The sequence below is a fragment of the Gemella sp. 27098_8_155 genome (assembly GCF_041433725.1).
GTDB classification, from domain to species: domain Bacteria; phylum Bacillota; class Bacilli; order Staphylococcales; family Gemellaceae; genus Gemella; species Gemella haemolysans_D.
Genome location: NZ_JAPWCA010000023.1, coordinates 1 through 23,090 on the forward strand (window position 1 = coordinate 1; position 23,090 = coordinate 23,090).

Below are 23,090 nucleotides of genomic sequence, written 5' to 3' on the forward strand. Positions count from 1 at the left end.
GGAACTGAAATTAGCTATTGAAAAATATATAAAATACTATAATGAAGAGAGAATAAAAGAGAAACTAGGATGGTTAAGTCCTAAGCAATATAGAATAGAACATATGACTGTATAAATATAAAAAAGATAGCGTAGCAGTCATTATAACTACTACGCTATCCTAAGTCTAACTTTTTGGGGTCAGATCAATTCTACTCTGAGCCTTTTATTTACTTACAACAAATCCAACTTGCTACCTTTTATGGCAGCTTTTTCTATATTTTTCAACAACACTATTCCTAATATTAAAAATACGAAAGCTAACACTAACTCTCCTTTAATTAGATATATGTTGCTTATTACACTCTCCCCACCTATTAATTTTTGAGCTAAAAGTATAGAACGTGTTAGTGGTAAAGTATAGCAAAATTGCTCTACTAAATATGGAAAGTTACTAACTGGAAAATTCGCTCCTGTAAATATTAAAAGTACTTTGTCTATAGTATTCGTTACTAGGTGGATTTCTGTCGTTAATAGTATTAAACATGAGATGAAAAATCCAAAACAAGTCGCTACAAATATTGCTAATATTAAAATAAAAACAAACTCCAATACTTTTTGTCCATTCCAAGCTAGTCCTAATAATAAACTAAGTACGCTAACTCCAAAAACTACCGATACAAAACTTAGTAACATAGTTGAGATTGCACTTGAAATTAATATTTCTGAAATACTCGTTTTAGTCGCTAACATTAGAGACAATGTTCCACTTGCCCTCTCCCTTGCTAACTGAAGACCAACTCTATAAATTGCCGTAAATGCACTAGTCACTATCGCATTACTTATAACCCATTTTTCAATATTTTCCGCACCATAAACATAGTATCCTACTAGTGAATAACACATCATTTGCATTAGTGGAATTAATAAATCTATAGTAAAGAAAGCACGCCAATCATTTAGTACCGAAGACATTTTATATGAAAAACCAACTCTTCTAAAAAATCTATACACATTTTCCATATTAAAACACCTCCAAAGTACCATTAATAACACATAGTTTCTTAATTTTTCTAAATGAAAATATACTAATAATAAAATAAATAATTATAATAATCACCAGTATAAAAGCTACTCTCAATAATTCTTCATTACTACCACCTTGAACAGCTAATTTATATCCTTCCATCGCCCATGTTGGACTCAATAAGTATGAAATATATTGAATAAATTTCGGGAAGATCGAAATAGGAAAGACCATCCCAGTTAGCATTATTATCGGATAATCAATAACATTCATAAGAATACTTATTTTTCTAGATAAAGTAAATAATCCTGCCATCATAAAACCGACAGCTATCATTGACACTATCATTAAGATTGTTATTAATATAAAATAACTAAAACTTGCAAACTGGATAGATTTATTAAATAAAATTTTTACCGTCAACATATTAAGCCCAAAACTAAATATTCCCCAAAGTGTATTCCCTAAAATTTTTCCAAAAATTATATTTTCGAAACCTATCGGTGAAGTGAAAATCATTGGCATAGTTCCTAGCCATTTTTCTCTATCCATATCACTGGCTGATGAAAAACAAATACTTCCCCAAAAAGTAGTAATTCCCGCTCCTATAAAAGCATATAACATAAAATCTTCCACACTACGATTTTGATAAATCATCCCGAGTAAAATTCCACTTAATATCGGGCTAATAAAAATACAAAATCTAAACATTGGGCGTGCTATTGATTGTTTCATCTGAACTTTGGCACTCATTAATATTGCTCTCAACATATTATGCATCCCCCAATAGTTCTATATAAATATCTTCTAACGTTATTTCTAAATTCTTTTTATTTTTCTCTTCTTGTTCGCGTTCTTTCTTTTCTTTTATTTCTTCTTTTCTTTCGTTAGAAACTAAATTTTGGAGACCTACTACATCGTCTATAGCCAGTAACTTACCTTTTTTTATTATCGCAATTCTATCACAAAGTTCTTCTGCTTCTGGCATATAATGAGTTGTTAGTAAAATAGTTACTCCTTCTTTAGACAGTTTTTTTATTAATTCTCTTAATTCTTTTGCTCCAACCGGGTCTAATCCAATACCCGGTTCATCTAAAAATATTACTTTTGGTTTATTTAATAATGCTCTTGCAATTTGAAGTCGTTGTTTCATTCCTTTGGAGAAAGTTTCTACCTTTTTATCTATAAACTCACTTAACCCTACTTGAGCTATTAATTTTTCAATTAATTCTTTTTGATCTTTAGAAGGAATTTTGTATAAATCTGCAAAATATGCCAAATTATCTCTTGCACTAAGCCGCCAATAAAGGCTCCTCTCACCACCAAAAACAAAATTAATATATTCTCTAACTTTTTTGGCTTCCGAAAAAGTATCAAACCCAAATACTTTTGCTTCTCCTTCGCTTGGAGCAAGCATCGTAGTCAAAATTTTTATCGTTGTTGTTTTACCCGCACCATTTGGTCCAAGTAAACCAAAAATTTCTCCTTCTTTCACTGAAAATTCTATTCCTTTTATGGCTTCAAATTCACCATTTTTCGGAGTCTTAAAACTTCTTTTTAGACCTTTTACATCTATTATATTATCCATCACTTTCTCCATTTCCTAAAATAATTCCGACCTAGACTTTTCAACAACTAATTATATTCAAATCCCTTATAGAGAAACTTCAATAACGTTTATTTATATTCTACTTTACGTTGTTATTTCTGTAACAACTAATTTTATCATACAAAAACTCCTTTAGTAGATTTCAATAAATCTATAATCTTGTCAATTTATATATTTCACTTTTATACATTATATCAAATATCACTACTCTCTCATAGTGAAAAAAGAGAAATCATATCAGATTGATATGACTTCCCCATTTTTAAAAATTAGTTTCTTTTTTCTATATCTTTTACATCATATATCTTGATTCTTATTCTAATATCATATTTCTCCCTCGCTCTATTTCTTCTTTTGAATACTTATGATATATTTTTCCCTTTTAACGTTTTTCAAATTTCAATAAAACAAATATTCCCAAGCCAAACATTATTGTTAATATGTTCAAAGATATTCCAAGAACTTTTATATTGTCATAAACGAAAGGTATTAATAAAAACAAGACGCCAAATACTGAATAAAAACTAGTTATGATAGTGTGAATAGCTCCAAAATCTTCTCCTTCATAATCATCATAAATCATTTTTTCAAAGAAGTTTCCAGAAACTCCTATTACGACGAAGGTGATAAAGAAAAACAATAATTTTAGATAACTATTATCTATTATAAATACTAATAAAAAGCTAGTTCCTGATATCAAATAATCCATATAAAAGAAATTTTTTGGAGGAACTTTTACAAAAGGAGCAACCATTGCTCCTACTAAGTCCGCACCACGCCATACAGAAAGAACTAAAGCTAACCATTTTACATCAATATTTATGCTAATAAGATAAAGCGGAATCAGTTTTAAAAGCAAGTCAGTAGCACCACTAAGAAATGCTTCGGTAACAATTATCTTCGACGCAGCATTCCGTGAAAACAATGTCTTTATATTGCCAACTATACTAGCCTCAACCATCTCTTCTGTTTCCTCAGTTTCTTCGGTAGTTTGAATATTTTTATTCAGGTTTAACTTTGTAAAGAAGTATACTCCCGCTAAAAAGATTGGAATACTTAGTTGCATAAGTGATAAATAAGTGATAAATCCAAGTAACAGCGATGCACCGAAATTACTAAGTATATCTAATGAGTTTGATGTAAAATATTGAATATCAACCGATTTTTTAATCAAATTATTATCATTATCAAGAACTTCTGGTGTCACTTTTACATTTAACGAAGTAAGAACACAATTTACTAAGTTAAATAAAAAGTTATAAATAAATATAAAAGCAATATGCGCTTTATTAACTAATGCAATTATTAAAATACTGACCAAGATAATATGCATAATTTGGAAACAGAGAATCCAAAACTTTGTATTTTTTATCTTATTAAAGAAATAACTATATGAAAATGCGACTAGCGATGGAATCATTCCTATTAAAGCAAACGACGTCAAAGTACTCGCTTCTATATTATATACTTCTACCAAAGCAATCGTTACCGCAACCATATAAAAGCTATCCGCTATATTCAATACCGAACGCCCTAGAATTAGATTAATAAAATTCTTAGGAAATATTTTTAGTAATTTCAAAATTACGCACCTCCCATCTGAATAAGTTGATTTGAATTATTTAAATAAAATCTCTTCTCCTCAATATCCTTAAAATAATATACTCTTACTATATACAAAAGGAGCCTTTCTTTTTAGAGTCGCGACTCCTACGACTACATCAACTTAAGAGTATTTTCTTTTTAGAGTCGGTATCACCCACCGACTTTTTCTACACTTATTATAATGAAAAAATTAATCTACGTCAAATTTATATATAGTAAAGATATAGTAAAATTATTATAGGAAAAAGAATAAATTTCTTTTAAAAATTAGTATAGATATTACTTCCCTTTTTGCTTTTTAAATTATGTAACTTTATTTTATAGAATTTTTCCTCTTATTGAGATAATCTATAATATATAAAATAATCTCAACTGATAAAAAAATTACAGCAATTTTGATCACCTTTGGAAAGAAAATACAAAATATAACTGTCGGCATCAATTCCACCAGTAATTGTCGTTTATTCTTTTTAAAAATAGGGAGAGATTTTCTTCTAAACATAAAATATATAAAACCAATAGTTATAGTTGCAACTATAGACCCTAATATACTGTCCATTATCAATACCTCCTATTATGTATGTGGAAAAATTCATATTCTGTATAATTTTATTTTTATAGTGTTATTAGACTTTGCACCATTATTTTAATATGAAAATACAATGGTATCAATATGAAATTCTCAATAATACATTTTCTAATTTTTCTTTTTCCACAAATAATAAAAATCATATACACTCTCTATAAATATTTACCTTCTATTTTCTATACTTTAATTAAACCTACTAACACTATTTCCACATTATTTTCTATCTTACTTATACACTTAACGAAAAATAAATTATATTAATATTTTCATCTTTTATTATATTTTAAACTATAATTTTCTTTATTTATAATTGACTTTAACATAATAATCCTTTTAAATAATATTATTATATTTAAAAATATTTACATGATACCCCTTTCATTTTATGAATGTGTATGCTAATATATATGTAAGGAGGAGCAATAAATGAAAAAATATCTATTCTGTATTTATACTCTAATATTAGTCATATTTTTAACTGGATGTTCTTCAAATGATACCGATGGTTTCTTTTATAATACTTTCACCAAAAATATGGATATGTTTTTATCGAATATTAATATCTACGTTAAAAGTTGGGGGATTTCTATAATTATTATTACACTTATTGTAAAAGGAATTATTCTTCCTTTTATGTTGAAAAATTATAAAAAACAACGTACATCATCTATCAATATGGAAAAAGCAAAACCTGAATTAGATCTTGTACAAAGTAAAATTAAAAAGCTTAGTGAAGATCAAAAGAGAGCTCTTAATAATGATGAACGAATGAAAATAAGGATTGAACAAACTGAACTTCAAAAAGAACTCTTTAAAATATATAAAAAGTATGATTGTTCACCAGCAATTTTCGGTAATTTAATACCTATTCTAATTCAAGCACCGTTTATTTCTGGTTTATACTTTACTCTACAGAATCCAATCTATTCAAAAGATATTCTTGATTCAAGCTTTTTATCTATTTCACTTGGAGAAAAATCTTACATACTATTAATTCTTGTTTTTGTAATATATATGATTGTTGGTAAAATTTCTCAAAGTATGATGCAAAGCAATCCTATGTCACAAAATACACCAGAAGCTGAACGTATACAAAATGTTTCTAAAAATATGGTTTGGATTACTCCTATAATGTTAACATTTTTAACATATACGAGTATCGCTGCTATAGGTATCTATTTTGTAGTCAGTGGTATACTTGTAGCATTCCAAATATTATTAGGGCGTAAACTTTATCCACCTTATGTACCTAAGCCTGTAAAAACATCAAATAAACAAAAAACAAAATTAGTAAAAAAATAAAACAAATGTACACTTAGTCATTTCTAAAATAAACTAAGTGTACATTCTTTTATCTCTCATCACCTAATAATTCTGATCTTATTATCACGCTTATTGCTAAAACAAACATTATTAGACTTAAGAATATTGTAACATAAGTATTAATATCAAAATCCATACCAAAAATTACAGTTCTCATACTCGTTAATTGGTAAGTTAATGGATTAAGTTTTGATATATAATATAGCACCTTAGAATTATCCAAACTATAAAAAAGTCGGTGCAGCAAAAATTATCGGTAGTAATAATGTTCCTAAGATAAGGTCTCTAGTTCTATATGATACAGTTCCTAATGAAATAATAACTCCAAGAGAAAACCAAAATACTAGACTAATAATTACAATAATTAATACTTTTAAGAAAGGAACTATCTGTATTTTTATTCCTAAAAAGAACGATAAAAAGTAAATTAGTAATACTTGCACTATTGTGATTCCTAATGGAAATACTAATTTCCCTAAAAAATAAGAAATAGCTGATGTCCCTTTTATTCTTTTATACGCTAGAAGTCCCCACTTTTTATCTAAATTCACCCTATAAACCGACTGATTCATCTGAGAATTTAGTATTACTCCAATTATTCCAACGAAAATATATTCAATATAGCTAACACTTTCTCCTTTAAAAGCCAAACTTGAAAAAGAGTTCCCTATCCCAAATCCAAAGAATACAAAGTACAAAATTGGAACCATAAGCTGAGTATATATAATCTGCTTATTATTTTCAATCGCCTTATATTCTATATACGATGTTGCCCAAAAATTCTTTATTACATTTTTCATATAATTACTCCTCCAATTCCAATATTCTCTTCAAGGTAATTTCTTCTTTCTGTAGACTTCCTATTGTAATATTTTCTGCCAATAATAATTTTAATACATTCGAAATTTCCTCTTCTTTTTCCAAGAAAATTTTTAAATTTTTATCATCAACAATTGTAATAGTATCTTTATATTTCTCTACTATATCTTTACTTAATTCACCATTATAAGAAATATTGTATACTATTTCTTTATTATATTCTCTTAAGAATGTGCTCATTTCCCCAAAGTATAAACATTTCCCATCGTTTATATAAATTATTTTATTACAATACTTTTCTATAAGATCTAAATCATGAGAAGATATAAATACAGCATGTTCTTTATTGTTAGTCTTTATATATTCTAATATATTTTTTGATAATACTACATCTAATCCTGTAGTAGGTTCATCTAAAAATAATATTTTTGAATTAGATACTAGACTTCTTGCTATTTGTACTCTCTGCAATTGTCCTCCTGATAATTCTGTTAGGTCAGATTTCTCCTTACCTTTTAAACCTAGAACATCAATAATCTCATCTACACTTTTCTTACTAATAGTATTTTGAGAATATAATAGCCCCATATAAATATTGTCGTATACATTTAAGTACCAATCTACTGATTGATTTTGCATACAGTAGTCCACATCTCGAACAGACACTCCTTCACCAAACGATACCTCACCTTCAATATTAGAAAACAATCCTAATGTAGAATTAATTATCGTAGTTTTCCCTGAACCGCTTTTACCTATAAGTGCAATCATATCTCCTTTTTTCGCAGAAAAAGAAATATTTTTAATCGCATAATCACTAGAATTTTTATATTTATATGCTAAATCTTTTACTGTTAATAGATTTACCATTTAACTCCCTCCTTCCGGTATTACGTTTTTCTTTTAATTACTTTCTAGAAAAGGTTGATTTGCAAATACAAATCAACCTTCAACTCTTTAATATGTAGTTTACATGTAGCTTACACAATAAAGTGCGTCTTCTTGAATAAGTGACTTTTTAATCCTGTGTCTACTTTAACAGATACTGTAAAATCATTATCGTCTGTTAAAATAGCTGATTCTCCTCTATTCAAGTTATAATGAGAAACAATAATTTTTAAGATCATAAGGAACTCAAAAAATAATGATGATTCTCTTTATTATTATTTACATTATAAACTATAAAATTCCAATATCTAATACCATTTTTTTGTCCTCCTTATTTTATGAGGTTATAAAGCTTTATAGATTTATTGTAATATAAAAACGATATGAAAGCAATATGAAAAGAAAAAAACGCTTTTAAAAATTATCACTTGTTATTTCTAGTTAATACGTAGGAATATAACATAGTATTACTTCTCAAATTGAACCAAAAAATGTACACCTAGCTATTTCTAAAAAAACTAAGTGTACATTCTTTTATTAATTTTTCATTTTTTCTGAAAACTTTTCCTTAATCTAATAAAGTATGCTCTCTATTTCTTAAATTCACATACAACACATGAATAGCCGAAATTGCATTTATTAGCAAAATATAATAAGCAATGTTTTCAACGTATAATCCTACAAAACTTAAAATAATAGTAAATAATGGTGCGCTTATTCGAAAAATTTGTACTATACTTTTTCTATAATCTTTATCATTAATTTTTATGAAATTAGTCCTTAATTTTATACTGATTGACACCCCAAGTGCCACTATTAAAGATAATAATATCACTTGTAATGGTAAAAACACCTTACATATAACCAATATGAAGAATACTATATCCAAAACTATGTAAGACATAAGTATTTTATTTAAATTTATATCATATTTCTTAGTAAGTATTAAAAATAGAACTACTGTAAGACCTGGTATAAAAAATATAATACTAGAATACTGTATTAAATTCCTAGCCGCTAATTGTTTTATAAATAACGGTATAAAAAACACTGCTGTCCCTGACAATAACGCTGTATTGATAATAATATATTTTCTTTTCAGCTTATAAAAAACTAATCTCTCAGAACTTTCCTCAGTTTCATTTTTAAAATTATTTATTTTGAAACTTGAAAATAATACAAACATAATTATAAATACTATTAAATATTCATCAATATTCACCTTATAAATATAACTACCCAAAGAAAAACCAAGTAATTTAGACAAGTTTCTATATAATGATATATCTGTCACTCCAGCTTTGATAGACTTACTTTCCTCTATTACAAATAAATTGTAATTAAGCAGTACTATTGATATTAATAAGTAATAAATAAAATAAAATGTTAAGACGCAATATAAATTTATGTTATTTTTAAGAATAAATACTACTACTGAAAAAACTATTAATATATAATAAAAATACTTTGTTTTTATACTAGTTAATAATCTGATATAACTAGTGTCTAAAAAAATAAATATTTCTATCAAAGTCGTTATTAACAAAATAAAATATGTAGGAAAATTATATACAGATATAAATTTCACCGTTATGTATGAATATAAAACACTCAAAATTAAATTCAAACATAAATACAAACTTCTCGCTAATTTAACATTAAATTCTATAAAAAACACCTCCTATATGATTCACTTTGTTCTTATTTCTTAGAACTCTCTAACCTTATTAACCATTATGATCCTGTACTTTGATATTTTTTTAATCCGAAATTCCATATTGTTTTATAGATTAAAATAAGTAGAAGCGGTCCAAATAATATTAAAAGCCATGTTTCTAAATTAAAACTATCATGGAAATTTATTAAATTTACCACTGGGAAATATCCCACAAATGCGAACGGAATAATTATTAGTACTACTTTAATAAAAAACGGATAAATATTAACTGGATAATTTGCCAATTGATACAATTGCCATAAAACTGATTTTATACCATTATTTGTTATCGAAAAGAAACTAATTGATACTAGTGCTAAATATATATCCTCTCTTACTAAAACCGCAGATATTGTAAATAAAATGAATTTTATTATAAATAAATAAGTTACATCAATATCTAAGTTATATAATGAAAAAATCACAATTACTATACCTGTAATTAACTCAAATAAAGCTTCCTCATCTAATTGGAAAATAATAAATTGATAAAGAATATTAAGTGGTCTTAATAAAAATAAATCAAGTTCTCCAGTTTGAATTAAATATGGGACTTCTAAAGTTGTAACGAAGAAAAATTCCCATAACGCCGATGTTAATGTTAGAAAACCATATAAAAATAACAATTGATATAAAGAAAATCCACCGATTAATTCTGTATAATTAAGCGTAATAAGTAATACAAATAATGTTGTAAGTGTATCTAGTAAATAACCAAAATTTCCTATAATAAAATCTAGTTTATAACTCAATATCCTTTTTACATCCATTTTAAAAAACTCTGCATATAAATATAAATGTTTCTTCATATTAACCTCCCATTATATCAAACTTATTAAATACATATCTTGATAGTCTTTTTGAAATTATCAATAATATGATTAACCAGAATATCTGTACACCAAGAATAAATAAAATTTTTCCTAAATCATTATCATGTACAATAATAGAAATAGGTGCATACATTACAGCGTAAAATGGAGTTACCTCTGATATTCTTAATAATAGTTTCGGATATAAATCTAAAGGTAGCAACCCTCCACCGAAAATAATAAGAAGAGCATTGACTAATTCAGATACACCGTTTATTCTTATAAATACTGTTGATAACAATGCAATAATATAACCTAATAAAAAAGCAACAATATAACTCAAAATATACACGAATATAAAAAGTACAAATCTCTTAAAAGATATGGTTCTAAATATCAAATTATAAAACAATAAAATATAAATAACTAAAATCGGCAGTACTTGAAATTTTAATTTATAAAGAAAATTACCTAAAGTAGTGAAAAACGTTATAACTATTAATCTATTAGGCTTATTCAAATAATTAATAATAGTACCTTTTAAAATCTTCTCAGATACAAAATTAGTAGTTATTTTTATAGGTAAAACTAATTGTAAAATAATCGCAAACAGTACATAAGTTATTATTTCATCAATATTTTTAGAATTGTATTTTTCAACATATATCCAGATACTATACTGTATTAATACCATAGAAAGTGATGCAATTATCTGCATTATCGTATTAAATTTGTATTGTAATAAACTTTTGTATTGATATAAAGTATAAGCAAAAAATCTATTCATATTTATCACCCGTCTTATCCTTCACAAGCAATACTTCTTGTAGACTTAAATCCAATACTTCAGTTTGTGTAATAATACTTTCATTCGGTAGTAGTTTTATTATATCTAACACATTAAATTTAGTTTCATCAAAAACAAATTCTTTAGAATCGATATTTGTACGTAAAGGCAATATTCCTTCTTCATTTAAATCTACTATATTCTCTCCGTACATTTTTAATTTTTTATATTTATTAAAAATTTGCTTGAAGCTCTTAACTTCACCATCATAATTAATTTCACCATCACTTATCAAAATCATTCTCTTACATACTTTTTCAATATCCGAAATCTCATGAGTTGTTAGTATGATAGTAGTATTATACTTCTCATTTATTTTTAGTATTAATTCCATAATTTTCTTCTTTGTTTCTATATCTAAACCGATAGTCGGTTCATCTAGGAACACCAATTTAGGTTTATGAATAATACTAGCTATAAACTCACCACGCATTCTTTGTCCTAAAGATAGTTGCCTTACTGGTTGATATAAGTACTCTTTTACATTTAATTCTGTTATCAAATAGTCTAACCATTCTTTATTATCTACTTCATAGATTTTTGATAAATACTCAAAAGAATCAATTAGAGGTAAATCCCACCATAAATGTGATTTTTGTCCAAATAGCGCACCTATGTTTTTAGCATTTTTTTGTCTGTTTACAAACGGATCTTTACCGAACACTTTTATTGAGCCTTTTGTAGTAGTTAGTATTCCTAACAGTAATTTTATTGTTGTAGATTTCCCAGCTCCATTATTTCCTATGTATCCTACAATTTCTCCTTCTTTAATACTAAAATTTATGTCCTTCAACGCTTGTTTAACTATCTTTTCTGTATTAAAAAAGCCAACTCTATTTTTTATTATGTAATCTTTACTAAGACTCTCAACACTAATTATCTCTTTCATAACATTTCCTCTTATTTTACTAATTTATTATACGCGATGATTTTCTTCATCAAATTCTACTATTTTTCTAGAATCTATTCTCCTATTTTTAACTATATTAACGTGTTTTTCTCTTAAAGTCAATATTTTCTGAATATTGCGTTTATTTTTCTTTTAATTTACGATAAGGAAATTATTTTCGCTATCAAATTCAGTGAGTTTTGAAACAATAAAAAAACAACCCCATCTCTCTAAATCAGGAGATGAGGTCGGAATTACGTAATTTATTTCTATTGTTTTTTAACTCTTTTCTTTCCTTTTTCTCTTCTTATTTTTATTGAAAAGAAACACAAGAATAAATATAAAATATCCTACATACATAATATTGTTTATTAAATATCTATTAATAATATCTATTACAATAATAATCGGAAATATATAAATTAATAATTTTTCAAAAAAATCTTTCTTTGGTTTCATAATTTCTAATCATCCTCTATCTACTTCACTTCTTCCTTTTTTCTATAATATCCTTTTGCAAAATCTACGCAACTTTTTAAATCTATACAAAGAACTGATGTTTTCTGAATCTCTTTTATTTGATAACTTTCCTTACAATTCTCCAAGAATTCTTTCTGTACTGTTAAAAAATCATCATATATATCTAATTCGATATTAGAGAACTCCAACCACTCACCGTCCACATTAGCACTTTCTTTTATTATTTTTCGATTTAGTGAATACTCTGCAAGATGCAATGCTGTATTAGATTCAAAATCAGTTCCTAATAACAAAATTTTGGCATTTTGATCATACAATCTCCCTAATGGTGAATTGTATCCCAAGCCATCATCTAATGGATGCTCTTTTATAATTTCCTGTACTTTTTCTCCTACTGCTGAAAAAGAATATAGTGGATGAGAACTTCTAACAGAATGTTTTAGATTCATAACAAACTCGCTAAATTTCCCCATACCTCGTGTACTCGATAGATCAACATCATAAGATAAACTCTCTTGTTTTATTTTTTCTATCCACTCCTCAGGAACTTTAGGATATTCCCAATACTCTGGAGACATATTTTCTAAAGATTGTGTTGGAACAACGAGCGTTCCACTTTCTCCTAATCTTTCCACAAGTGCTTCATAAATACATCTTGCACCACCGATTATATAGCCGAATTTACTAAGAGAAACATGTGCAATCAGGATATCACCTTCTCCTATTTCTAAATTTTTAAATAAATTTAAAAAATCACTTTTACCTATTGGCATTAAATTATTATCTAAAGCATCACTCATAAACTTATAACTCATGCTTGTCCTCCTTATCAAATGGGAGTGACTCAAAATCTTATTCTAGGAGAAATTGATTTTTGAGCCACTTTCCTATTTTCATTCTTCTATTCAATCTATATCATTTTTTACTAACGTTCACTTGTATCACAATTTTATAATATTATCAAATTTTCCTCTTAGTTCATCACTTATATCATGACTAATCATTATTATCGTTAATTCTTTATTTCCTAACAGCATTTCTACTAAACTTTTCGCTGATTCTTTGTCTAAAGCTGATGTTCCTTCATCAATTAAAAGTATTTTTTTTCCATTGAACAACGCTCTAGCTATAGCCAATCTTTGGCGTTGTCCTCCTGAAAGATTCTTTCCATGAACCTCTACTTCTGAATATAAGCAGTCTTTTGGTGTTAAGCCCACTTTTTCTAAATATTTAGCTACTTCACTATCCTCTACTACTTCTCCCATAGTTATATTATCTTTAACAGTACCTGAAAATACAAAATTTTCTTGTTGAATTATAGTCAGTTTTTCTAGTATTTGTTTAGTAGATAATTTCTTCAAATCGACACTACAATACTCTATACTACCTTCATAATTTCTTAATTGCCCTGTAATTATTTTAAATAATGTTGATTTACCTACACCACTATCTCCACTTATTAAATATTTATTCCCCTCTTTTATGTCAAGATTCACATTATTTAGGATTTCTTTATCACCATAACTGAAATGTAAGTTTTTAATTTTAAATAATGTTTCTCTTAAAGAATATTCAATAGGTGAGTGGGTATCCTTATTATTTAACATGAATTCATCATGCTTAGAGAAAATAGGTTTTGTCCCTTTAATAAATGCTATTCTATAACCTACTTGGCTCATACCATCAAATACAAGATTAGCAAACATTCCTACGGCTGCAACTGCACCAATTTCCAAATTATCTTTAACAACTAAATACCCTGTAACAAAAACTAATAACACTTGGAAAAAGACATTTAAACCAAAGTTAAGCATATAATAATTACTTTCCAATTTACTTTGTCTAACAAATACATTTTTCAAAATTCTACTTATATTAGCTATTCTTTTAGGAATTATTTGCAATTTATTAAGAGAGAAATACGTATCATAACCTAGAATCGTCTCCTCTAATGAAGCAACATAGTTTTCATTTTCTTTAGTAACTTCTGCTCCCATATTATGAAGTTTTTTATTAAAAATTTTCGGAAGATAAATTAATATTCCTGTTCCTACAATAGTAATTAAAGAAATAATCCAATGATATTTCAATAGAGCATAAAGAGAAAATACCACACCAGAAAGACTGTATATTATAGCAAATATATTTCTCAAACCTTTTTCTTGAATCATTTGAATATCATTGTTAAACCAAGATTGATAAACACCAGATGAGTTATCTTTATACTTTTCAATATCTAATTCTATAAGGTTAGTAGACAGATTATCCTTAACATCTATTCCAATATCTTGAATAAAGGTCTCCTCTCTTACCTTTACCACCCTATCAATTACTATAATAACAAACCACGTAACTGATAAGAATAAGATAATTTCAAAGAAACTATGTAGATTTCTATTAGTAAGCACAGTTATAGCATCTGCATTTAAAAAGTTGCTTTTCATAAGAAATAACTGTCTTAACAATATAAGAAAACAAATTAATAAGAATCTATATTTAAATTTTAAAATATATTTTTTCATAAATACCTCCTACTTTTAATTCCACTCAATTTAATAACAAACTATTAAGGGGAATCTTGAGAAATATATAAAACACCAACTTATATTTATACATTTATTATAGTATGAAAAATAGATGATAACAATATAAACTTGTAATTTTCAGAAAACTTACTCTAATTGTCTTGACACGAAAAAAAAAGTCAGTATAATTAAAGTTACATAAAACTTGTAACTTAAATACAAACAACATTTATGTAATCTATACAAAGGAGAGCAATATGATTAAAAATATTTTAGAAGTTATAACATTGAACAAATTAAAGTTATGCATTATGTTTATTTTGACATTAATAGTATCAATAGGGACTGTTTATGTTGTATACGCTCGCGTTGATATTGTTGATTCTGTAATATACAAAACAGGATCTCTTTGGACAAAAGTTGGCGTTATTATTTGTATTTTAATAATAGTAGAATTGCTTAGAGCCTGGTTGAAAATTATAATTGCACAATTAGTTAAACAATGGAAAATATATCTAGGTGATAGAATTAGTAAAAACATAGAAACTATGTCTCAATCAGAATTTAATAAGGTTGATTCTGGTGAGCATATGACTAAATATACTTATCAACTTGAATTATTATCTGCGTATCTATTTACACCATTAACCGGTTTACTTAGTGCTATTGTATTATTTATCTCATCAGTAGTATTTTTATGGCTTATTAATTGGAAATTTGTTGTATTCGCCCTATTATCATCAGTCGCTATGTTTTTAATAAGCGGTAAGTTCGGTAATAAAATTAGTGTAGGATATACAAATTTATCTATTTTATCAGGGAAATTCTCTGGGGTTTTAAAGGAATATTTAACAGGTTATGAAGATTTGAAAAATATTGGTAAGATAAATTTATTCTCAAAAAATGTTAAGGATAGTCAGATTCAAAAAGAAGATCAACAGTATAGTATTTCTAAATTAATGGCATTTGGTGAATTAACTTTGCAAAGTATCGAGAAGTTACTTGAATTATTAATTTTCATATTTGCGATTTACTTAGTTTTAAAAAAATGAATTAACTATCGGAACGATAGCTTCGGTATCTACTATACTAGGTATATACCTTACTTCTATCAATCAATTGGTTGATCTATATATTAAAGTAATCGGTACAAAAGAAATATTAAATAGCGTTATAACTAAATCAACCGCTAAAGAAACACTTTATCCACGTGTTGAAGAAAATATTGAATTTAAAAACTTTAATTATAGTTTCGGAGATAACCATGTCATTAAGAACTTCAACTTTAATATAAATAAAGGTGGAAAATACGCCGTAATTGGTAAAAGTGGTTCTGGAAAATCTACTATAATCAAGTTGTTATTAGGGAAATTACAATCCAATCAAGATAAAGTTTTAATCGATGGAAATCCTCTTGAAATACAGGATGATATTAACTTCTCCAAAGAGATTGGATATGTGAGTCAACAAACATCTATTTTCAGCGGTTCAATTCGATATAACATCACTTTAGATGATAGCTATTCAGATGAAGAAATATGGAGCATATTGGAAAAAGTTTGTTTAGCTGATAGAGTTAGATCTTTACCTGACGGCTTAGATCACAACCTATCTAATATGGGAGAAATCCTATCAGGAGGAGAAAAACAAAGATTAGTTCTTGCGAGAGTTTTAATTAGAAATTATCCAATTTTAATTCTTGATGAAGCAACCTCAGCATTAGATGAAAAAACAGCAGTACAGATAGAAAACAATATCTTAGCTGACGATAAGTTAACTTTAATAATGATTTCTCACCATATACAAAAAGAAATCAAAAAACAACTAACAGAATGTGTAGAATTAAAAGTACAGTAATATCAAATATTAAATGAATTAAATAACACAAAAATGCCAAGCAATAAACATTACTTGGCATTTTCTATTTTCCTCATTACATACACCTCATCATACATTCTCAAAGTTTCTGGATAAGATCTGTGTGAAATATGAATTAAAGTCTTATCTTTCATACTTAATAGTAATTTTTCGACTAAAATATATGTATCTTTATCCAATCCTGATAATGTTTCATCTAAAACTATAGCCTGTTTTTCCTGTAATATAGCCCTAATTAATGCTAACCTTTGTTTTTGTCCACCAGATAAATTTGATTTTCTCTTATCGAACGTAGTATTAATCAAATCGGAAGCTTCTTTAATTTTGTCATCTAATCTAGTTTCTTTTATTAAAGTCATTATTTTATCCGCTTCTATGTTTTTATAAAAAGTAAGATTATCGATAATCGTACCTACAAATATAAAGCTATCTTGAGGTACATAAGTTATTATTTTTTGAATTGTGTTGTATTCATAACTGTTAATATTTTTTCCATTTAAAAATATGTTACATCCTTCAAGGTTTTTCGTTAATAGTAATGCTAACGTCGATTTTCCACTACCACTATCCCCTTGAATTAAATACTTTTTACCTTTTTCAAAACTAGCTGAAAAATTACTAAAAATTTCTCTATTATTAAATTTATAACTTTCATTTCGAACCTCTATGTTTTCAAAACCGATAATTTTATGACTATCTATATATTTAAACTTCTCTTTATAATTTAATTCCCTCTTTATATCTTTTACCGATGCTATATTAGCTATCGAAGCTGTTATCAAATTAATAGGCATTACTAACTCTGCAGAAATTGTAAAAATAGATACTATACCCCCTACACTAGTATTTCCTAACAGAGCTTGACGACCTCCTATATATAAAATAGCAATAATAGTTGCATAGAATACTAATCCTGTTAAGACATTTACAAGTGATGCTAAAACATTCTTTCTATTAACAAGCTTATTTATTTTTTTATATTCATTAAGTAATTTTTCATAAAATATATTAGCCGAATCACTATTTTTAATAACTAATAACCCTTCTAGAAAATCTTCAAGTTTATCGTTATAACTAGCCTTTTGTATAGAAATACTGTTTTGAACATTTTTCAAATATGCTTTGAATAGGTTAGGTATTACAATCGGAAATAGTGACAATCCTATAACCCAAAATGCTGTTGTTACATCCAATTTGAACAACGCTATTGTAGCAAAAATAAAATAAACTATCCCCTGATACAGAGAAAAAATCGTATTATAATATTGATCTTTTACCATTTCAATATCATTATTTACAGTAGATAATAAATTTTTACTCTTTGTATCTAGTTTATTCTTAAGTAAACTACCCACATGGGTTCTATGAATATTAAACCCAACTTTATTCAGATAAATAGTATCTAAAATCTGACGTAAATATTCACATATAAGCATTAGTATTATAATTACAGATAAATATATAATTTGATTGTAGAATAATTGCTCATTTTTAGTAGTAAGAGCATCGACAACATATTTAATTTGATATGAAAAATAAATATTAATCCCCGAGACTACTGTAATAAGAAATAAAACTACCGCAAATAAAAATTTTCTCATATTTCCCACTCCTAATTTGAGTCCTTCTATTTAAAAGTTCAGTTTTCATTTTATAAATAGCCTTTTAAAATCTAAATACAATAAAAAGAAATCAATTGCTCATAGAAGCTAATCAATTTCTTTCTTAATATTTGATATTCTAAAATAATTCAATCTATAGATTAACTTTCCACTCAACATAAAATCCAACTAACGTTTTGTTAAATTATAGAAATTATATCAAATAAAAAATTGGTAGTCAATGTTATTTCTGAAAATTCAAGGTTGTTTTTAGAATTTATTAATTAACTTGAAACTAATCTTTTAACTGGAACTAAAAAAATACATGTCTTCTCTTTTCTATACCTATATACATTTACAAAATTATTTCCTCATCAAAACCACTTTTTTGATATAATAACTTCAGTAAAACTATAGTAAATGAATTTTTTTAACATTCACTGTAACACTATATTTATCCTTTAAATTTATTATATTACGTATATTTATAAATTATTGATAATGACCATTTAATTTGATATAATCAAAATTGGAGAGAGAAGTTAGGGAGTGTAACACTTCCGATAAAGATGGTGGCTACTTCAATATGAAAGGGGATGGTGCTATGCTCGCATACACTAAAATCTTGACGAAAGGAGTAGCAAGTTGTCAGCTTACGAAATTGTACAGACGATTATTGGAATAAATCTATTGATTGTTTCAGTAGTTAGTGCATGTATTGTAGCATTAAAAAAAGACAATAAAAAATAACCATCTTTATGCTTTGGCAGGCTAGATGGTTATAAAATACCTAAACTAGAGCCACCGTCTTTAAAACGACTCTCTCTTTTATGACTATATTTTAACATAGATGAAGTAGAAAAGCAAAAATTTTGAAATATTGATCTTTCTATAATTTTTCAAATTGTTTGCATATCAAATACCCTTATTCTAGAATTTTTCACCCATTAAAAATATTCCATACAAAAAAGCTAGGAAAAATTCCTAGCTTAACGTTCACATTTGAAATATAGGTAGTGAATCACCTTCCTTTATACTACTATATTTCTACTAGAAAATCAATTTTTTATATTTCGTTTTAGACCTTTTACTTCTTTAATACTCCCCTACAACCTTATATTTTCTCAGTATATATTTTAATTGTTCACCTGTAACATCTTCGTATTTATAATCTATATTTTCAACTGCTAGATAATTCAATACTTTTCTAATACTAACATATCCTTTTTTAGCCACTACAATATGATCTAGCATTTCTATACCAACTACTTCACCAACTTCCATTAGATTTATCGTCGTTTTAATATCTTCTATAGAAGGTGTTGCATCTCCACTTGGGTGATTATGCACACAGACAATGCTTGAAGCACTATTTTTTATCGCTAGTTTAAATACTTCCCTTGGATGCACCACCGACATAGATAAACTACCTTTGAATACTTCTCTTTTTTCGATTATTTTACCTTTCGTATCAATATCTAATACTATGAAGACTTCTTGTGTTAAATTCTCTAAAGATGATTTTAGATAATTGGCTATTGACTGCGGGCTATCACACTTCACATCTAGGACATTCGTTGCATATATTCTTCTTGCAAACTCTATATTCGCCAGAATGTGTATCGCCTTTTCCTGACCTATCCCCTTATGTTTCATAAGTTCTGTTAAAGTTGTATCTCTTAACTTTGTAATGCCACCCATATCTTTCAGAATCATGTCGGAAAGCTCAATTACATTTTGATTTTTTGTCCCTGTTCTTAGTAATATTGCTAGAATCTCTTTATCGCTGAGAGCTAGAGCACCTAATTTTTTGAATTTCTCCCTCGGACGATCTTCCTCATTAAACTCTTTAATAGTATATGCTACCATAATAATCCCTCCCTTATTAATATAATTGTTAAATAACTAAGCACTATGAATGGTACTAGTGGTAGTTTCGTTTTTCTTTTAACTTTTTTCAAAATAATTAACCAAATGGCGAAGAATCCTGCATATAAAAATGTGAAAATTAACAAATACACTCCTTCAAATAAGTTTAAATTTAAAGCTAATACACAAAAAACTTTTATATCGCCATAACCTAAACCGCCCCTTGTGAAAATATATAATATATGAAAGATAATAATAAGATAAATAAAATCTAAAAAATTGAATAAATAATAGTGTATATATATAGAAGAAAAATTTAATATAATTAAAAGATAAAACAACTCATTATTAACTTCAAATGTTTTTACATCCTCTATTCCTAAAAAAATGAGAATAATAAATATACTAACTTCAAGATAACTAATAAAAACAAAATAATTTTGAAAAATAATAAATAATACTATAGTAATAAAAGTAAAAATTTCGTATAAAAATATATCTAATGGAATTTTTTGATTACAGTAACTACATCGTCCTTTTTTATATAAATAGCTAAAGATGGGAATTAAGTCAGCTCCTCTTAATTCTTTCTGACAACTAGAACAACAACTTCGTCTAAATAGGAACTCTCTCTTATTCTCACTATCTACTAAACACTTAATGGCACTAGCAAAAATTAGACTTAAGATAATAATAAAAATATAACTTTCCATAAGTATCTCCCCCTACTGTATAACCCTTCAATTATATTCTATCACAATTATATATACAGAACTACATTTATCATTGTTGTATATATAATCACCTAATAATATTTTCTCATTTTTCCTATACCAAGAATTAACTTATATTACAATAGGATTTTATTTTGATTCAAATTATTTTCAATATATTTCAAACTTTTTTCAACTTATACTACTAATAAACTAATATCATGATGACATCTAATTTCAATAAAATTTACATTTTTTCATTTTTGTGGTACAATATTACTTATAGTTTTCCTAAGGCAAGATTTCAGCCTTAAGGAAAGTAGTTTTATATTCTTATTCTACACTATTATTTTTAGAGAAGGTGATTAAATGATTTTTAAAAAATTTTTGAGAAAAAGTCAAGAAGAGTTAGAAGCTGCGAATCAGCTTTCTCTTCAAGAAATTAACAATACAGTTGATGTTCCAAAAGAAGGAAGCTTTTTAAAGAAAGTCCTGGCTTATAGTGGACCGGGAGCATTAGTAGCAGTCGGTTATATGGATCCTGGTAACTGGATTACCTCTATCGCTGGTGGTGCTCAATATGCGTATAGCTTACTATTCGTTATACTTATATCGAATCTTATCGCGATGTTGCTTCAATCAATGTCTGTAAGATTAGGTATTGTAACTGGTATGGACCTAGCTCAAGCAACTAGAAAGCATACTGGTAAAAAAATGGGATTTGTTCTCTGGATAATTACCGAACTAGCTATTATGGCTACTGATATTGCAGAAATTATTGGTAGTGCTGTAGCTTTAAAATTATTATTCGGTATTCCTTTACTAATAGGGGTTATAATAACTATCTTTGATGTATTCTTACTCCTATTATTAGCACATTTTGGATTTAGAAAAATCGAAGCTATTGTAGCTACCTTGATATTTACAATTCTAATAATATTCTTCTATGAAGTTTTATTAGCTAACCCTAATACCGGCGAATTAATTAAAGGTTTTATTCCGAACAAGGATGTAATTAATAATAAAGGTGCATTATTTATTGCCTTAGGTATCGTGGGAGCTACAGTTATGCCTCACAATCTGTACCTACATTCTTCTATTGTTCAAGCAAGAAGATACGATAGAAAGGACAACAAAGTTAAAAAAGAAGCTATTAGATTTTCTACTATAGATTCTAATATTCAACTTTCAATCGCATTTGTTATTAACTGCTTACTATTAGTTTTAGGTGCTTCTTTGTTTTATGGTCATGGTGATAGTCTTGGACGCTTTACAGATCTTTATAACGCTTTACAAGATAGTAGCATTGTTGGAGCTATTGCTTCACCACTCCTTAGTACACTATTCGCCGTAGCTCTATTGGCCTCTGGTCAAAATTCTACTATTACCGGAACATTATCAGGACAAATAGTTATGGAAGGTTTCATCCACATGAGACTTCCTATGTGGATTAGAAGAATGCTGACTCGTGTAATTGCGGTAATGCCTGTTGTCATTTGTTTAATAATTTTTGGTGATAGTGAACAAGCAATTGAAAGCTTACTGATTTATACACAAGTATTTTTAAGTATTGCTCTACCAATATCTATTATTCCTCTAACACTATATACATCAGATAAAAAACTTATGGGAGAGTTTGTTATTAAACCATGGATGAAAATTGTTGCATGGATCTGCACAGTCGTATTGATAATCTTAAATTTCTGGTTAATAATATCAACATTCATATAAAAAAATCGGACTGACAAAAATCAGTCCGATTTTTTTATTTCTCAATATATATACTAGACTCACACTTTATTTACTTTATAAAACAAAAAAGACAGCTCTTGATCTGACCCCAAAAAGTTAGACTTAGGATAGCGTAGTAGTTATAATGACTGCTACGCTATCTTTTTTATATTTATACAGTCATATGTT

At 27.1% G+C, this 23,090-nt stretch carries 23 protein-coding genes; 6 read left to right on the top strand and 17 right to left on the bottom strand.

Annotated elements, in window-relative coordinates:
• The first annotated feature begins 4 nt into the window (after positions 1–4).
• Positions 5–115 carry an IS3 family transposase gene (locus tag O5Y44_RS07890; RefSeq protein WP_371465914.1) on the top strand — a complete coding sequence of 37 codons (111 nt, stop codon included), beginning with the start codon at positions 5–7 and terminating at the stop codon, positions 113–115.
• Positions 116–213: 98 nt separating this feature from the next.
• Here O5Y44_RS07890 and O5Y44_RS07895 read toward each other — a convergent pair whose 3' ends face one another.
• The 5 genes from O5Y44_RS07895 to O5Y44_RS07915 form a co-directional block, all read right to left on the bottom strand.
• The gene (locus O5Y44_RS07895) at positions 214–1,002 is read right to left on the bottom strand and encodes an ABC transporter permease (RefSeq protein WP_371465900.1); all 789 of its coding nucleotides are present in this window, start codon (positions 1,000–1,002) and stop codon (positions 214–216) included.
• A gap of 1 nt (position 1,003) precedes the next feature.
• Positions 1,004–1,777, bottom strand: a complete 774-nt coding sequence (locus O5Y44_RS07900) for an ABC transporter permease (protein ID WP_371465901.1) — start codon at positions 1,775–1,777, stop codon at positions 1,004–1,006.
• A 1-nt stretch (position 1,778) separates the two neighbouring features.
• Positions 1,779–2,594: an ABC transporter ATP-binding protein gene (locus O5Y44_RS07905; RefSeq protein ID WP_371465902.1), complete on the bottom strand. Its 816-nt coding sequence runs from the start codon at positions 2,592–2,594 to the stop codon at positions 1,779–1,781.
• Positions 2,595–2,997: 403 nt separating this feature from the next.
• Complete coding sequence (locus O5Y44_RS07910; protein WP_371465903.1) at positions 2,998–4,113, bottom strand: hypothetical protein; 1,116 nt, start codon at positions 4,111–4,113, stop codon at positions 2,998–3,000.
• 420 nt (positions 4,114–4,533) lie between these two features.
• A complete protein-coding gene (locus tag O5Y44_RS07915; RefSeq protein WP_371465904.1) occupies positions 4,534–4,779 on the bottom strand; it encodes a hypothetical protein in 246 nt (81 codons plus the stop codon).
• Positions 4,780–5,235: 456 nt separating this feature from the next.
• On the opposite strand from O5Y44_RS07915, the gene yidC reads away from it, so the two are divergent.
• Complete coding sequence (gene yidC, locus O5Y44_RS07920; protein ID WP_371465905.1) at positions 5,236–6,111, top strand: membrane protein insertase YidC; 876 nt, start codon at positions 5,236–5,238, stop codon at positions 6,109–6,111.
• Between the two features lie 49 nt (positions 6,112–6,160).
• Here the strand turns inward: yidC and O5Y44_RS07925 are convergent, their stop codons facing one another.
• The 9 genes from O5Y44_RS07925 to O5Y44_RS07965 all read right to left on the bottom strand — a co-directional run bounded on the left by O5Y44_RS07925 (position 6,161) and on the right by O5Y44_RS07965 (position 15,106).
• Positions 6,161–6,340, bottom strand: a complete 180-nt coding sequence (locus tag O5Y44_RS07925; protein WP_371465906.1) for a hypothetical protein — start codon at positions 6,338–6,340, stop codon at positions 6,161–6,163.
• A 16-nt stretch (positions 6,341–6,356) separates the two neighbouring features.
• Complete coding sequence (locus O5Y44_RS07930; protein ID WP_371465908.1) at positions 6,357–6,932, bottom strand: ABC transporter permease; 576 nt, start codon at positions 6,930–6,932, stop codon at positions 6,357–6,359.
• A 4-nt stretch (positions 6,933–6,936) separates the two neighbouring features.
• On the bottom strand, positions 6,937–7,821 hold the full coding sequence (locus tag O5Y44_RS07935; protein WP_371465909.1) for an ATP-binding cassette domain-containing protein: 885 nt from the start codon (positions 7,819–7,821) through the stop codon (positions 6,937–6,939).
• Between the two features lie 586 nt (positions 7,822–8,407).
• Positions 8,408–9,106, bottom strand: a complete 699-nt coding sequence (locus O5Y44_RS07940) for a hypothetical protein (protein WP_371465910.1) — start codon at positions 9,104–9,106, stop codon at positions 8,408–8,410.
• Positions 9,107–9,573: 467 nt separating this feature from the next.
• Positions 9,574–10,365, bottom strand: a complete 792-nt coding sequence (locus tag O5Y44_RS07945; protein ID WP_316447656.1) for an ABC transporter permease — start codon at positions 10,363–10,365, stop codon at positions 9,574–9,576.
• Between the two features lies 1 nt (position 10,366).
• Positions 10,367–11,155 (bottom strand): ABC transporter permease, encoded by a 789-nt coding sequence (locus O5Y44_RS07950; RefSeq protein ID WP_316447657.1) that lies wholly within the window; start codon positions 11,153–11,155, stop codon positions 10,367–10,369.
• Positions 11,148–12,104, bottom strand: coding sequence for an ABC transporter ATP-binding protein (locus O5Y44_RS07955; RefSeq protein ID WP_316447658.1), 957 nt, complete (start codon positions 12,102–12,104; stop codon positions 11,148–11,150). Before O5Y44_RS07955 ends, O5Y44_RS07950 begins: the two co-directional genes overlap by 8 nt.
• 479 nt (positions 12,105–12,583) lie before the next feature.
• The gene (locus O5Y44_RS07960; protein ID WP_316447659.1) at positions 12,584–13,399 is read right to left on the bottom strand and encodes an AAC(3) family N-acetyltransferase; all 816 of its coding nucleotides are present in this window, start codon (positions 13,397–13,399) and stop codon (positions 12,584–12,586) included.
• Between the two features lie 126 nt (positions 13,400–13,525).
• Positions 13,526–15,106 (bottom strand): ABC transporter ATP-binding protein, encoded by a 1,581-nt coding sequence (locus O5Y44_RS07965; protein WP_316447660.1) that lies wholly within the window; start codon positions 15,104–15,106, stop codon positions 13,526–13,528.
• Positions 15,107–15,366: 260 nt separating this feature from the next.
• Here O5Y44_RS07965 and O5Y44_RS07970 point away from each other — a divergent pair, with 260 nt between their 5' ends.
• Together O5Y44_RS07970 and O5Y44_RS07975 are read left to right on the top strand one after the other, a co-directional pair.
• Positions 15,367–16,161, top strand: coding sequence for an ABC transporter transmembrane domain-containing protein (locus O5Y44_RS07970; RefSeq protein WP_371465911.1), 795 nt, complete (start codon positions 15,367–15,369; stop codon positions 16,159–16,161).
• A gap of 67 nt (positions 16,162–16,228) precedes the next feature.
• Positions 16,229–16,966, top strand: a complete 738-nt coding sequence (locus O5Y44_RS07975; protein WP_371465913.1) for an ATP-binding cassette domain-containing protein — start codon at positions 16,229–16,231, stop codon at positions 16,964–16,966.
• Between the two features lie 50 nt (positions 16,967–17,016).
• Here the strand turns inward: O5Y44_RS07975 and O5Y44_RS07980 are convergent, their stop codons facing one another.
• On the bottom strand, positions 17,017–18,588 hold the full coding sequence (locus O5Y44_RS07980; protein ID WP_316447662.1) for an ABC transporter ATP-binding protein: 1,572 nt from the start codon (positions 18,586–18,588) through the stop codon (positions 17,017–17,019).
• 645 nt (positions 18,589–19,233) lie between these two features.
• Here O5Y44_RS07980 and O5Y44_RS07985 point away from each other — a divergent pair.
• On the top strand, positions 19,234–19,338 hold the full coding sequence (locus O5Y44_RS07985) for a putative holin-like toxin (RefSeq protein ID WP_081450717.1): 105 nt from the start codon (positions 19,234–19,236) through the stop codon (positions 19,336–19,338).
• Positions 19,339–19,683: 345 nt separating this feature from the next.
• Here the strand turns inward: O5Y44_RS07985 and radC are convergent, their stop codons facing one another.
• On the bottom strand, positions 19,684–20,457 hold the full coding sequence (radC, locus tag O5Y44_RS07990) for a RadC family protein (RefSeq protein ID WP_003146716.1): 774 nt from the start codon (positions 20,455–20,457) through the stop codon (positions 19,684–19,686).
• Positions 20,451–21,170, bottom strand: a complete 720-nt coding sequence (locus O5Y44_RS07995) for a prepilin peptidase (RefSeq protein WP_316447663.1) — start codon at positions 21,168–21,170, stop codon at positions 20,451–20,453. Before O5Y44_RS07995 ends, radC begins: the two co-directional genes overlap by 7 nt.
• A gap of 369 nt (positions 21,171–21,539) precedes the next feature.
• On the opposite strand from O5Y44_RS07995, the gene O5Y44_RS08000 reads away from it, so the two are divergent.
• Positions 21,540–22,901: an Nramp family divalent metal transporter gene (locus O5Y44_RS08000; protein WP_314549977.1), complete on the top strand. Its 1,362-nt coding sequence runs from the start codon at positions 21,540–21,542 to the stop codon at positions 22,899–22,901.
• Positions 22,902–23,090: the final 189 nt, after the last annotated feature.

Excerpts from the sequence above, each read along its gene's own strand:
- O5Y44_RS07930 (WP_371465908.1), bottom strand. The coding sequence starts at position 6,932 with ATGAAAAATGTAATAAAGAATTTTTGGGCAACATCGTATATAGAATAT.
- O5Y44_RS07995 (WP_316447663.1), bottom strand. The coding sequence starts at position 21,170 with ATGGAAAGTTATATTTTTATTATTATCTTAAGTCTAATTTTTGCTAGT.
- O5Y44_RS07905 (WP_371465902.1), bottom strand. The coding sequence starts at position 2,594 with ATGGATAATATAATAGATGTAAAAGGTCTAAAAAGAAGTTTTAAGACT.
- O5Y44_RS07915 (WP_371465904.1), bottom strand. The coding sequence starts at position 4,779 with ATGGACAGTATATTAGGGTCTATAGTTGCAACTATAACTATTGGTTTT.
- O5Y44_RS07900 (WP_371465901.1), bottom strand. The coding sequence starts at position 1,777 with ATGTTGAGAGCAATATTAATGAGTGCCAAAGTTCAGATGAAACAATCA.
- O5Y44_RS07980 (WP_316447662.1), bottom strand. The coding sequence starts at position 18,588 with ATGAGAAAATTTTTATTTGCGGTAGTTTTATTTCTTATTACAGTAGTC.
- radC (WP_003146716.1), bottom strand. The coding sequence starts at position 20,457 with ATGGTAGCATATACTATTAAAGAGTTTAATGAGGAAGATCGTCCGAGG.
- yidC (WP_371465905.1), top strand. The coding sequence starts at position 5,236 with ATGAAAAAATATCTATTCTGTATTTATACTCTAATATTAGTCATATTT.
- O5Y44_RS08000 (WP_314549977.1), top strand. The coding sequence starts at position 21,540 with ATGATTTTTAAAAAATTTTTGAGAAAAAGTCAAGAAGAGTTAGAAGCT.
- O5Y44_RS07945 (WP_316447656.1), bottom strand. The coding sequence starts at position 10,365 with ATGAAGAAACATTTATATTTATATGCAGAGTTTTTTAAAATGGATGTA.
- O5Y44_RS07950 (WP_316447657.1), bottom strand. The coding sequence starts at position 11,155 with ATGAATAGATTTTTTGCTTATACTTTATATCAATACAAAAGTTTATTA.
- O5Y44_RS07960 (WP_316447659.1), bottom strand. The coding sequence starts at position 13,399 with ATGAGTTATAAGTTTATGAGTGATGCTTTAGATAATAATTTAATGCCA.
- O5Y44_RS07955 (WP_316447658.1), bottom strand. The coding sequence starts at position 12,104 with ATGAAAGAGATAATTAGTGTTGAGAGTCTTAGTAAAGATTACATAATA.
- O5Y44_RS07965 (WP_316447660.1), bottom strand. The coding sequence starts at position 15,106 with ATGAAAAAATATATTTTAAAATTTAAATATAGATTCTTATTAATTTGT.
- O5Y44_RS07935 (WP_371465909.1), bottom strand. The coding sequence starts at position 7,821 with ATGGTAAATCTATTAACAGTAAAAGATTTAGCATATAAATATAAAAAT.
- O5Y44_RS07895 (WP_371465900.1), bottom strand. The coding sequence starts at position 1,002 with ATGGAAAATGTGTATAGATTTTTTAGAAGAGTTGGTTTTTCATATAAA.
- O5Y44_RS07970 (WP_371465911.1), top strand. The coding sequence starts at position 15,367 with ATGATTAAAAATATTTTAGAAGTTATAACATTGAACAAATTAAAGTTA.
- O5Y44_RS07910 (WP_371465903.1), bottom strand. The coding sequence starts at position 4,113 with ATGGTTGCGGTAACGATTGCTTTGGTAGAAGTATATAATATAGAAGCG.